Source organism: Streptomyces sp. NPDC059917 (assembly GCF_042730635.1).
In the GTDB taxonomy this organism is placed as follows: Bacteria; Actinomycetota; Actinomycetes; order Streptomycetales; family Streptomycetaceae; genus Streptomyces.
Genome location: NZ_JBHWLC010000046.1, coordinates 1 through 11,994, shown reverse-complemented (window position 1 = coordinate 11,994; position 11,994 = coordinate 1). Strand labels below are relative to the sequence as shown.

The 11,994-nt window shown below is 73.8% G+C and carries 10 protein-coding genes, 3 tRNA genes and 1 pseudogene; 8 read left to right on the top strand and 6 right to left on the bottom strand.

Going from position 1 to position 11,994, the window contains the following annotated elements; genetic code table 11:
* Positions 1–246: a phosphoribosylformylglycinamidine synthase subunit PurS gene (purS, locus tag ACFWAR_RS24855; RefSeq protein WP_030009438.1), complete on the bottom strand. Its 246-nt coding sequence runs from the start codon at positions 244–246 to the stop codon at positions 1–3.
* A gap of 327 nt (positions 247–573) precedes the next feature.
* On the opposite strand from purS, the gene ACFWAR_RS24850 reads away from it, so the two are divergent.
* The 8 genes from ACFWAR_RS24850 to ACFWAR_RS24815 all read left to right on the top strand — a co-directional run bounded on the left by ACFWAR_RS24850 (position 574) and on the right by ACFWAR_RS24815 (position 5,192).
* Positions 574–891, top strand: a complete 318-nt coding sequence (locus tag ACFWAR_RS24850; RefSeq protein ID WP_354378979.1) for an Lsr2 family protein — start codon at positions 574–576, stop codon at positions 889–891.
* Between the two features lie 88 nt (positions 892–979).
* Positions 980–1,051 (top strand) — tRNA-Gly (locus tag ACFWAR_RS24845).
* Between the two features lie 92 nt (positions 1,052–1,143).
* Positions 1,144–1,216, top strand: a tRNA-Gly gene (locus tag ACFWAR_RS24840).
* A gap of 151 nt (positions 1,217–1,367) precedes the next feature.
* A complete protein-coding gene (locus ACFWAR_RS24835) occupies positions 1,368–2,315 on the top strand; it encodes an ABC transporter ATP-binding protein (RefSeq protein WP_385781037.1) in 948 nt (315 codons plus the stop codon).
* The gene (locus tag ACFWAR_RS24830) at positions 2,312–3,109 is read left to right on the top strand and encodes an ABC transporter permease (protein WP_385781035.1); all 798 of its coding nucleotides are present in this window, start codon (positions 2,312–2,314) and stop codon (positions 3,107–3,109) included. The genes ACFWAR_RS24835 and ACFWAR_RS24830 overlap by 4 nt, the downstream gene beginning before the upstream one ends.
* A gap of 18 nt (positions 3,110–3,127) precedes the next feature.
* Positions 3,128–4,417: a sensor histidine kinase gene (locus tag ACFWAR_RS24825; protein ID WP_385781033.1), complete on the top strand. Its 1,290-nt coding sequence runs from the start codon at positions 3,128–3,130 to the stop codon at positions 4,415–4,417.
* 68 nt (positions 4,418–4,485) lie between these two features.
* A complete protein-coding gene (locus ACFWAR_RS24820) occupies positions 4,486–5,097 on the top strand; it encodes a response regulator (RefSeq protein WP_385781143.1) in 612 nt (203 codons plus the stop codon).
* A gap of 22 nt (positions 5,098–5,119) precedes the next feature.
* Positions 5,120–5,192, top strand: a tRNA-Gly gene (locus ACFWAR_RS24815).
* A 118-nt stretch (positions 5,193–5,310) separates the two neighbouring features.
* On the opposite strand, the gene ACFWAR_RS24810 is transcribed toward ACFWAR_RS24815, so the two are convergent.
* The 5 genes and pseudogenes from ACFWAR_RS24810 to ACFWAR_RS24790 all read right to left on the bottom strand — a co-directional run.
* Positions 5,311–6,222 (bottom strand): phosphoribosylaminoimidazolesuccinocarboxamide synthase, encoded by a 912-nt coding sequence (locus ACFWAR_RS24810; protein WP_385781031.1) that lies wholly within the window; start codon positions 6,220–6,222, stop codon positions 5,311–5,313.
* 84 nt (positions 6,223–6,306) lie between these two features.
* Entirely contained in the window at positions 6,307–7,782 is a 1,476-nt protein-coding gene (locus ACFWAR_RS24805; protein WP_385781028.1) for a N,N-dimethylformamidase beta subunit family domain-containing protein, read from the bottom strand.
* A gap of 228 nt (positions 7,783–8,010) precedes the next feature.
* Positions 8,011–9,681 carry a hypothetical protein gene (locus ACFWAR_RS24800; RefSeq protein ID WP_385781025.1) on the bottom strand — a complete coding sequence of 557 codons (1,671 nt, stop codon included), beginning with the start codon at positions 9,679–9,681 and terminating at the stop codon, positions 8,011–8,013.
* 308 nt (positions 9,682–9,989) lie between these two features.
* Entirely contained in the window at positions 9,990–11,243 is a 1,254-nt protein-coding gene (gene purD / locus ACFWAR_RS24795) for a phosphoribosylamine--glycine ligase (protein WP_385781022.1), read from the bottom strand.
* A gap of 60 nt (positions 11,244–11,303) precedes the next feature.
* A pseudogene (locus tag ACFWAR_RS24790) lies at positions 11,304–11,994 on the bottom strand (DNA polymerase III subunit gamma and tau); the annotation flags it as partial.

Sequence of the window (11,994 nt, the reverse complement as noted above, 5' to 3'; positions counted from 1 at the left end):
TCAGGCCTCGACCTTCACGGTGAAGTCTTCGATGACGGTGTTGGCGAGGAACGTTTCGGCCATCTTGTGGATGCGGTCGAGGGCGGCCTGGTCGACCGGTCCCTCCACCTCCAACTCGAAGCGCTTCCCCTGGCGGACGTCGGCGATCCCTTCGAAGCCCAGGCGCGGCAGCGCACGCTGCACCGCCTGGCCCTGGGGGTCGAGGATCTCCGGCTTGAGCATGACGTCGACTACGACGCGTGCCATCGGGCACTCCCGTGTGGTGGTTGGTGCGAAGGCGGTTCCATCAGCGTACCCGGCCAAAATTTCTACGCGGGTAGATATCGGACGGAGGACCCCGCCGGGCGGTTTCGGCTTCACCAACGCTTCGCAAAATCCCTCGGAAAAACACGCACTCGGGATTGCGGCGGGACACGCGGAGCGAATTAACTGGGCTTCGCTATACAACGCGAATCACGGTACAAAGGAATCCCCCCGAAAACCGGGGGAAAGAAGCAATGCTCCGAAGCATCCACACAGTCGGCATCACCCCACGTCAACCCGTGCCGGTGCCGCACGAAGGGACCGATATCCGTGGCGCAGCGCGTAGTAGTCACGATCTCCGACGACATCGACGGCGGAGAAGCGGCGGAAACGGTCGTCTTCGCTCTGGACGGTAAGTCGTACGAGATCGACCTCAATGTCGCCAACGCAAAGAAGCTCCGCAAGGGCCTGGCTCCTTACGTGGCGGCGGGGCGCCGGCAGTCCCGCTCCGGGAAGACCTTCAAGCACACGTCGATCGCCCCCGACCCGGCGGTCGTCCGCGCCTGGGCGCGCTCCAACCAGCTCGACGTGCCGCCCCGCGGCCGCATCCCCAAGAAGGTCTACGAGGCGTACAACGCCGCCCACTGACCCCCGATTTGCCATCCACCCCCAGGGATCGGCTAGTGTGTGGATCACGCCGAGGGGCCAGACCGCAGGTCAAAGCCCCGAAGGTCGTGCGGGTGTAGTTCAGTAGCAGAACATCCCTCTTCCAGGGGGAAGGCGCAGTGTGCAATTCCTGTCACCCGCTCTGCACGCTTTACCGACCACTGTGGTGGATCGGGTAGAGTGATGCTCGCAACCGCTTGATGGCCCCCTTCGGGAAGCGATCATCGCGAGTTTGCGGACGTAGCTCAGTTGGTAGAGCACCACCTTGCCAAGGTGGATGTCGCGAGTTCGAGTCTCGTCGTCCGCTCTTGATTCAAGAGTTTCATCAGAAGGCCCCAGTCATCGACTGGGGCCTTCTGCGTTGCCCTCACCCGCTCCCGACCTGCGATGACAAATGTCATCGGTCGTGGTGACACCGCGCACTGACCCGCTCCCGGAACCGGCCGGAGGCTGGGTCCATGACTGACACCGAGCGGACAGTGATCGAAGCCGAGGAGGTGCGCCGCGGCTACTCGGGCGGGTTCGAGGCCGTGCGCGGCGTCTCCTTCTCCGTCGCCCGCGGCGAGGTCTTCGCCCTCCTCGGCACCAACGGGGCCGGGAAGACCTCCACCGTCGAGCTGCTGGAGGGGTTGGCCCTGCCGAGCGCGGGCCGGGTCCGGGTCTTCGGCCTCGACCCCTTCCACCGGCGGGCGGCCGTGCGCCCCCGCACCGGGGTGATGCTCCAGGAGGGCGGTTTCCCCTCCGACCTGTCCGTCGCGGAGACCGTCCGCATGTGGTCCGGAGTCACCAGCGGCGCCCGCCCGGGCGCCGAGGTACTGGAGCTGGTCCGGCTCGGGGAGCGGGCGGACGTACGGGTCAAGCAGCTGTCCGGTGGCGAGCGGCGGCGGCTCGACCTGGCGCTGGCCCTGCTCGGGCGGCCCGAGGTGCTCTTCCTCGACGAGCCGACCACCGGCATGGACCCGGAAGGGCGCCGGGAGACCTGGGCGCTGGTGCGGGCGCTGCGGGAGGAGGGCACCACGGTGCTGCTGACCACGCACTACCTGGAGGAGGCGCAGGAGTTGGCGGACCGGCTGGCGATCCTGCACGAGGGGAGGATCGCCCTGTCCGGCACCCCGGCCGAGGTGAGCGCGACCCGACCGGCCCGGATCCGGTTCACCCTGCCCGCGGGGGTGGCGGCGGCCAGGCTGCCGCTCGCGCTGCGGGCCGCCGCCGACGGGCAGCGGGTGGAGATCCGTACCGACCGGCTCCAGTCGACGCTCGGTGAGCTGCTGCGCTGGGCCGACGGGGCCGCGGTGGAGCTGGCCGGGCTGGACGCGCGGTCGGCCTCGCTGGAGGAGGCCTTCCTGGAGATCGCCCGCGGCCACCGCGCGGACGAGCGCGCCGACGCGACGGCGGGAAGCCGATGAGCGCCCCGGGCAGGGCCGCGACCGGCGGCCCGCGCGGCCCGCGCCTCCCGGACCTGCGGCCGCGGCGGCTCGCCGCCCTCGGCCGGTCCGAACTCACCCTCCTGGTCCGCAACCGGGCCGCGCTGTCCGTGGCGCTGCTGATGCCGCTGGCACTGGTCCTCGCCCTGCGCTCCACCCTCAGCGCGAACGGCGCGGCCGCCGTCGGCGAAGCCACCCTGACCGGCGGCATCGGCGCGGTGCTGCTGCTCGTCGTCTACATGAACCTCGTCTCGGCGTACGTCGCCCGGCGCGAGGAACTGGTCCTCAAGCGGCTGCGCACCGGCGAGGCCGGGGACCTGGAGATCCTGGCCGGGACCGCGCTGCCCGCCGCCGTGCTGGCGTCGGCGCAGTCCGCCGTCCTGGTCCTCGCGGGGGCGCCCGCACTCCACGTGCGCGCCCCGCAGGACCCCGCGGTGCTCGTCGCCGCCGTCCTCGCCGGGATCGTGCTGCTGGCCGGACTCTCGGCGCTCACCAGCGCGTTCACCCGCAACGTGGAGAGCGCGGGCCTGACCACGCTCCCGCTCTTCCTCGTCTCGATGATCGGCTCCGGGCTGTTCGTACCGGCCGACTCGCTGCCCGGCGGCGTCGGCCGGGTGGCCGAACTGCTGCCGCTGAGCGGGGTGATGACCCTGGTGCGGGCGGGCTGGGCGGGCGGGGACGCGGCCCTGCTCGCACCGGCGGCGACCACGCTGGTCTGGATCGCCGTCACGGTGTTTGCTGTGGGTCGGTGGTTCCGCTGGGAACCGCGGCGCTAGAGGTCGGGGGGCGGGCCCGTGTCCAGATTGACCGGGTGGTGGAAGGACCGCGGCAGCGCGGCCAAGGTCGATCTGTACACCCGCGGTTCGTTCCACCTCTTCGTGGTGATGGAGATCGTGTCGATCGGGCTGCTCCCGCTCATGTCCTCCGGGGGCAGCGGCCGACTCGGCCTCCTGGTCCTGCTGTTGGTCAGCGTGCACGCCGTGCTGTGCGGGGTGCTCACCTCGCGCGCACTGGACCGGGTGGCGGGCCGCCGCGCCCGCCCGGCCCGCCTCGCCCTCGTCACCTCGCTGGTCAGCGGCGCCGCGGTGGTCGTCCCCCTCGCCCTGATGACCGACCCGGCCCGGCTCACCCCGGAGGTGGGCACGACGGCGGCGGTCGGGGCGGTCAGCTTCGGCGCCGGCGCGCTCACGATGGCCCTGGAGTCCGCCCGGCGCGCGCGGTACGTGCCCCCGGGCGCGGCGGTCGGCACGGCGCTGGCGGCCCTCGCGGTGGGCCACTCCGGCCGGTTGGCGCTCGGGCTGCTGATCGGGGTGCTGATCAGCAGCCTGCTGCTCTGCTGCACCTACGCCTTCTCCGTCTGGCTGCTGGCCACGGTGTGGGAGCTGGACCGGGCGCGGGAGCTGGAGGCCCGGCTGGCGGTCGCCGAGGAGCGGCTGCGCTTCGGCCGGGACCTGCACGACGTGATGGGCCGCAACCTCGCGGTGATCGCGCTCAAGAGCGAGCTCGCGGTCCAGTTGGCGCGGCGCGGGCGCGCGGAGGCGGTGGACCAGATGGTCGAGGTGCAGCGGATCGCGCGGGAATCGCAGCGGGAGGTGCGGGACGTGGTGCGGGGCTACCGGGAGGCCGATCTCGCGGTGGAGCTGGAGGGAGCGCGCGGGGTGCTGGGCGCCGCCGGCATCGACTGCCGGGTCGAGCTGTCGGAGCCGCCGGACCTGCCGGATCTGCCGGTGGCGGTGCGGTCCGCGCTGGGCTGGGTGGTCCGCGAGGCGACCACCAACGTGCTGCGGCACGGGGACGCCCGCGGCTGCCTGATCCGGCTGACGGGCGGGGACGCGGGGGCGGTGGTGCTGGTCGTCGAGAACGACGGGGCGCCGCCGGAGCCGGTCGGGACCGGTCGCGACGGGGCCGGTCGCGACGGGGGATCGGGGCTCGCGGGGCTGCGGGAGCGGCTGGCGGCGCTGGGGGGTTCGCTGGAGACGGGGACCGTGTCGAGGGGGGACGCGCCGGGCATCTTCCGGCTGCGGGCCGAGGTGCCCGGGCAGCAGCCGCGGGCGGAACGCGCACACGAGGAGGCACGGACGTGAACACGGGCGGCACGGGCGGCACGGGCGCCGACGGCGGCGCGGGCGGTGCGTACGGCGCGGGGGCCGCGGTGGGCCCCGTACGGGTGCTGCTCGCCGACGACGAGCACCTGATCCGGGGTGCGCTGGCCGCGCTGCTGGGGCTGGAGGACGACCTCCTGGTGGTCGCCGAGGCGGCCACGGGGCCCGAGGCCCTCGCCATGGCGCGGGCCCACCGGCCGGACGTGGCGGTGCTGGACCTCCAGATGCCCGGGGCGGACGGTGTGAGCGTGGCCACATCCCTGCGGGCCGAACTCCCGGACTGCCGGACCATGATCGTGACCAGTCACGGCCGCCCCGGGCACCTGAAGCGGGCCCTGAGCGCGGGCGTGCGGGCCTTCGCGCCCAAGACCGTCTCGGCGCGGCGGCTGGCCGAGATCATCCGGACCGTGCACGCCGGAGGGCGGTACGTGGACCCGGAGTTGGCGGCCGACGCGATCAGCGCCGGGGACTCCCCGCTGACCGCCCGGGAGGCGGAGGTGCTGGAGCTCGCGGCGGACGGGGCACCGGTCGCGGAGATCGCGGAGCGGGCCTCGCTGTCACAGGGCACCGTGCGCAACTACCTCTCCTCGGCGGCGGCGAAGCTGGGCGCCGAGAACCGGCACACGGCAGTGCGTCTCGCACGGGCCCGGGGTTGGGTATAGTAGGTCTCGCCTTACGGCGCTTGCGGACATAGCTCAGTTGGTAGAGCACCACCTTGCCAAGGTGGATGTCGCGCGTTCGAGTCGCGTTGTCCGCTCTGTAAGGAAGAAACCCCTGGTCATCGACCAGGGGTTTCTTCGTGTCCGCCCGCGCGTCCGCATGTCCGGCGAACCGGCTCCCGGGCCCGCCGCGAAGGCGGGCCCGGGCGGCGCGGATCAGGTCCAGCTCTTCCAGCTCTGGCCGGTGAGCCGCTCGTACGCCTCGATGTACTTGGCGCGGGTCTGCTCGACCACGTCCTGCGGCAGCGCGGGCGGCGGCAGCTCGCCGTGGCGGTCCCAGCCGGAGGCCGGGGAGGCCAGCCAGTCGCGGACGTACTGCTTGTCGTAGGAGGGCTGCGCGCGGCCCGGCTCCCACAGGTCGGCGGGCCAGAAGCGGGAGGAGTCCGGGGTCAGCACCTCGTCGGCGGCGACCAGGGCGCCGTCCTTGTCGAAGCCGAACTCGAACTTGGTGTCCGCCAGGATGATCCCGCGCTCCCGGGCGATGTCGCGGGCCCGCCCGTACACGGCGAGGGTCGCCTGGCGCAGCAGGGCCGCCGTCTCGGGACCGGTGGTCCGCGCGACCTCCTCGTAGGAGACGTTCTCGTCGTGCTCGCCGACCGCGGCCTTGGCGGCCGGGGTGAAGATCGGGGCGGGCAGCTCGGAGCCGTCCACGAGGCCCTCGGGGAGCGCGAGGCCGCACACGGTCCGGGTCTGCTCGTACTCGGCGAGCCCCGAGCCGGTGAGGTAGCCGCGGGCCACGCACTCGACGGCGACCATGTCGAGGTTCTGGCAGATCAGGGTGCGGCCCGCCCAGTCGGCGGGGGCGCCGGCCGGCAGCTCGGTGCTGATCACGTGGTTCGGGGTGATGTCCGCGAGCTGCTCGAACCACCAGAGGGAGAGCTGCGTCAGGACGCGGCCCTTGTCCGGGATCTCCGTGGGCAGCACCCAGTCGAAGGCGGACATCCGGTCGCTCGCGACCATGACGAGGTTGCCGTCTCCGTCGCGGTAGAGGTCGCGCACCTTGCCGGTGTGGAGGTGGACGAGGCCCGGCACCTGCACCGGCTCGGGCTTTTCGACGAATCCGGACACGGGGTCTCCCTGTGGTTCTGTACGAGCGCAGGCCCATTCTCCCGCATCGGGTGCGCCGTCCCGGCCCCAGGGGTCCCGCTCCCGTCAGTCGCGCTTGCAGATCCGGTCGAGGAGGTTCGCGGTGGCCTTCTGCACCCGCTCGTCGACGTGGCCGGGGCGGTCGAGCGCCGGGGACCAGGCGAAGGTGCCGGAGGCGAAGACGAGGGCGCCGCTGGGCGCGCGGTACAGGGAGGTCTCCTGGTGGCGCCGGTGGCCCTCGGTGTCGTCGTACGGGGAGTGCGCGAGCAGGATCCGGTCCTGGTGCTCGGGCAGCTGGGTGCGCGGGAAGTAGCGGTCGGCCTCACCGGCGACCAGGCCGGGCAGCTCGTCGTTCTCCGTGGCCCCGGTGGAGTCCCAGAGCCAGTGGGTGGCGTTGCGCACGATCATGGGCGCGGGTTCGGGGACGCGGCCGGCGTACTGGATGCCCAGCAGCTGCTGTTCCGGCCGGTCCACCTCGCGCCAGAGGGCGGGGCGGCCGGGGCCGCGGCGTTTTCGGCAGGTCAACAGCCGGTCGGGGATCCCGGACGGCGAGGGGGAGAGCTCCACCTGCCAGTACATGGTGTTGGCGGAGAGGAAGACCAGGGAGGTGCCGTGATCGCGGGCCCGCTCGGCGGTCCGGCGCATCGGGACCGACCAGTACTCGTCGTGGCCGGGGAAGACCAGGCCCCGGTAGCGGGTCGGGTCGACGCGGCCCGCGTGCAGGTCGTTGGTGTCGGCGTAGGCCAGGTCGTAGCCGTAGCGCTCCGCCCAGCGGATGAAGTCGTAGGCGTGGCCGACGTGCAGCGGCAGGCCCGCGCCCGCGTAGGGGCGGTCGTAGGAGACCGTGATGGCCGCGTCCTCCTCGCCCAGGAGGCGCCCTTCCTCGTCCCACGCGTGGTAGAGGCTCGCGCCGGTGCGGCCGTCCTCCGGATAGAGGTTGTAGGCCTGCCAGGTGATGTCGGGCAGGAGCAGCAGCAGGTCGGCGGGGTGGTCGTCGCGGACCGTGAAGGGGATGTGCGAGCGGTGGCCGTCGTCGGTGGTCAGGACGGCGACGTACGCGCCGAGGTTCCAGTACGAGGGCACCTGGAGCCGCCACGACAGCCACCAGTGGTGGCAGGAGACCGTGCGGTCGGCGGTGAGCGGGGCGGGCTGGACGATGCCCGACAGCCGCGGACTGGAGTGGATCTTCGAGGCGCCGTCGCCGCCGTAGTGGCCGATCCGGTAGATGTCGACCGAGAACTGCTGGGGCGGGTCGACGGTGATGCGGAAGTCGATGGCCTCGCCGGGGGCGACGGCCCCGGTGGAGGCGAAGCCCTTGATCTGGCGGTGCACGTCATCGGCGGTGCGGGGGCCGCTCGTGCGGGCGCGGGGGACCTGGCCGGGCGCCAAGGAGGGGTCCACGTACCAGGGGAGCACCTGGCCGGTGTCGCCGATGTACACCTCGCTGCCCCGGAACCAGGGCAACGGACCTTGGCCGAAGGGGTCGTTCACCGCGTGCGCGAGCGCACCTGACTCCCAACGCCGGATCTGGTCCGCACCCATACCGCTCCCCTCCCTCGCTCCCCCGAACGCGTATGCCCGGCCTCGTCGCGTCCATGCCCGCGACCGGTCCCAGCACATCACATAACGCACGCACTCCGTCACCGTTCGTCGCGAATTGACGTGACCGGAACATTCACATCCGCTTACCCGTGCGACCCGTACGCCTCCACGGGCGCCGCGCACTCCCCTCCGCGCCCTCATCCGGGGCACGGAGGTGGCGCCCGGCGCTCAGACCAGCCGGACCGGCTTCTCGGGACGGATCCCCAGGTCCGCGAGCCACTCGCGCAGCGGGGCGGGATCGCCGTCCTCCACCAGGGCGAGCACCGGCGGCGCCAGGTCGGCGCAGCGCGCGCCGGCGACCAGCAGCACCGGTCCGTCCAGCCAGTCCAGGCCCGGCGCACCGCCCGCCGAGTCCACGGCCGCGCAGCACACCATCGCCATGACGTGGTCGGCCAGCAGGTCCCGGCCGCTGCGCGGGGCCTGCAACGGGAACAGCGGGACCGCGTCCGCGCCGCGCGCCTTCGCACCGGCGCCCACGCCGGCCCGCTCGGCGACGGCCCGCTCCTCGCGCGCCAGGTCCGCGCAGAGCCGCCCGGCCAGTGCGTCCGCATCGGCGCCGTCGGTCCCGGCCGCCCCGACCGCCCCGTCGACGGACAGGTGGCGCAGCACCCGCTCCAGCGTCGGTCCGCCCGCCGCGTCCCCGGCCCCCGCGCCCTGCGGCGCGGCCCCGGCCAGGACGTCCAGGGAGCGGTGCAAGCGGGCCGCCTCCGTGCGCCACTTGCGGTCCACGACCTCCTCCGGATACGCCGCCCAGTCCACCGGCGACCAGTCCGGACCGACTTCGGCCGGACCGCCGTGGAAGAGCCGCGCGGCCAGCAGCGACGCCGCCTCGTCGACCACCCCGGGCTGTTCCAGCAGATCGCAGGCGGGACGCTCGCCGAGGCGGGAGGTGAAGCCCTCGGCCAGCCGGTCGCGCCGGGACAGCTCGGTCAGCGCGCGGACCACCCCGGTGTCGAGGTGTGCGGGCCAGCGGCCCATCCGCCAGGCGGGCAGCGCGACCCGGGTCAGCAGCCGGTCCCAGCCCGCGTAGGCGAGGCCGACCTGCTCCTGGGCGACGATGCGCAGCCCGTAGTCCACGCCCTGGGCCCGGTCCGCGGCGGCCGCGGCCACCCCGCGCTCCATCTCGGCCGCGTCCGTGCGGCAGAGCCGCAGCAGCAGCCGGGCCGTCCGCCCGATCCAGCCGAGGCCGGGCCGGTTGCCGACGTCGGCGGCCGCGTCCAACCCGCGCACGAAGCGGCGGGCGTCGGCTATGTCGGGGTGCGCGGAAGGGCCCGTGCCCGCGACGACGGGGGCGAGCACCGCCCGTAGCTCGGCGACCCGCATCCACCACAGGAACGGCGAACCGATCACCAGGACCGGAGCCGCGCCGGGCACCGTCTCCGGGCCGGCCGGCCGTCCGGCGACCGCGCCCCGCCTGCGGTGCGCGGCGTGGGTACGGTCCTCCAACCAGCTGTCGCAGTCGGGGGTCAGGGCTATCGCGGAGGGCGCCGGCACCTGCATCCGGTCGGCCAGGTCCCGCACCATCCGGTAGAGGTCGGGCGCGGCGGCCTCGGCCAGCGCGACCGTCGGCGTCACGGCCGGCGCGGCCCGCAGCACCACCGCGCCGAACACGCCGGCGACCAGCAGCACGAGCGCCGCGACGGCGCAGACGACGAGGGTGACGGTGCCCCAGGGGTCACCGGCCAGCCGCCCGGTCGTGCGCGCGGCCACCAGGACCACCGCGAAGGCGGCGGGCAGGAGTGCGAGGGCCAGTGCCCTGCTGCGCACGCGCAGCACGGCCAGGGCCCGGGAGCGCGCGGACTGCGCGCCCACCTCCTTGGTCGATACGGTTCCGGACACGGCCGGACGTCACCCCCTCTGCCCTGCGACGGTCTTGGTCACTCCCCCACTGTGACACCCGCCACTGACATCGCAATGCCGGTGGGCCAAGTGCCGGAGTGCTTGCGCCGCACCCTAGTTGGGGCCGGGGCGGCCGTCAGGCGGACCGGGCATCGATCACCCGATGGAATGGCTTTGGGTAAAGCTGGGTGCGTTCGAACGCGGCCGGATGCAGTCGCACGCGCGGGCCCGGAGCGCGTCGAGTGCGCTCCGGGCCCGCGTGGCGAAGGGTGGGGGAGACCCCGCTGGTCAGTGCTCCGCGGCCGACTTCAGCGGCCTTCGGCGGCCTTGGCCGCGATGTCCGTGCGGTGCTGCGAACCGGCCAGCCGGATCCGCGCGACGGCCTTATACGCCCTCTCGCGGGCCTGCGCCAGATCGGAACCGGTCGCCGTCACCGACAGCACGCGACCGCCCGCGCTGACGACGGCGTCGCCCTCCCGGCGGGTGCCCGCGTGCAGCACGTACGCCGTCGGGGCGTCCTCGGCCGCGACCTCGGCCAGGCCCTCGATCGGGTCCCCGGTGCGCGGGGTCTCCGGGTAGTTGTGGGAGGCGATGACGACCGTGACGGCCGCGTCCGCGCGCCAGGACAGCGGCGGCTCGGCGTCCAGCGTGCCCCGGGCCGCGTTCAGCAGGACGCTCGCGAGCGGGGACTTCAGCCGGGCGAGGACGACCTGGGTCTCGGGGTCGCCGAAGCGCGCGTTGAACTCGATGACGCGCACGCCCCGCGAGGTGATCGCGAGACCGGCGTAGAGCAGGCCGGAGAAGGGGGTGCCGCGGCGGCGCAGTTCGTCCACGGTCGGCTGGAGCACGCTCGCCATGACCTCGTCGACGAGCTTGGGGTCGGCCCAGGGCAGCGGCGAGTAGGCACCCATGCCACCGGTGTTGGGGCCCTCGTCGCCGTCGAGCGCGCGCTTGAAGTCCTGCGCGGGCTGGAGCGGCAGCACGGTGACGCCGTCGGTGATGGCGAAGAGCGAGACCTCGGGGCCGTCGAGGAACTCCTCGATGACCACCCGGTCGCAGGCCAGCGCGTGGGCGCGGGCGACGGCCCGGTCCTCGGTCACCACGACGCCCTTGCCGGCGGCGAGTCCGTCGTCCTTGACGACGTACGGGGCGCCGAAGGCGTCGAGGGCCTCGTCCACCTCTGCGGGGGTGGCGCAGACGTAGGAACGGGCGGTCGGGACACCGGCCCCGGCCATCACGTCCTTGGCGAAGGCCTTGGAGCCCTCCAGCCGCGCCGCCTCGGCGGAGGGGCCGAAGACGGGGATGCCGACCGCGCGCACGGCGTCGGCGACCCCGGCGACCAGGGGCGCCTCGGGCCCGACAACGACCAGGCCCGCCCCCAGTTCGGTGGCCAGCCGGGCCACGGCTTCGCCGTCGAGGGCGTCCACCGGGCGCAGCTCCGCCACCTCGGCGATGCCGGCGTTGCCGGGGGCGCAGTAGAGCGCACTGACGTCGGGGTCGAGGGACAGAGAGCGGCACAGGGCGTGTTCGCGGGCGCCGCCGCCGATGACGAGGACCTTCACGGGTGCAGCCTAGCCCGCCTGCGACGATGCCTTTCGTGCGGCCACCCCAATGAGGGGGCCCTAGTCGTTCGTATATTCCTCCACCACGGTGGCTCCGAGCTCGCGCACGATCAGGTCGTGTCCGGTCAGCGCGCTGTCCACGAGATCCGGATCGTCCTCTTCCGGTACGTCGTCCTCGGGCCGTACGGGCTCCCGCATCGGGACGGGCGCGGGCGCGGCCGGGGGCTGCTGCTGGTGGCCCTGGGCCGGCGGCGGCTGGTACGCCGGGGCCGCCGGCTGCTGCGGGGCCTGGGCCTGCGGCGGCTGGTACGCGGGGGCCGGGGCGGGGGGCGCGTACGACGGCGGCGGGGCCGAGTACGAGGTGGAGACGGGGGCGGGCTGACCGCCGCCCACCACGGCCTCGATCTTCCAGTTGACCTGGAACTGCTCGGACAGGACCTGCTTGAGGACGTCCTCGCTGCCGCTGCTCGCGAAGTTGTCGCGGGCTCCGGGGTTGGGGAAGCCGAGCTGGAGGACGGCGCCGTCGAAGCCGACCACCTGGGCGTTCTGGCTGAGCAGGATCCAGGTGAAGCGGCGCTTGTTCTTGACCGCCTCCAGGACGCCGGGCCACATCGCCTGGACCTGTCCGGCACCGGCGGCCATCCCGGGCCCGGAGGCCACCGGGGCGGCGGGCGCGGGAGCCGCGGCGACCGGGACCGGGGCCGCGGGGGCGGCCGCGGGCGCCGGGGCGCCGGATGCGGCGGCGCCGGGC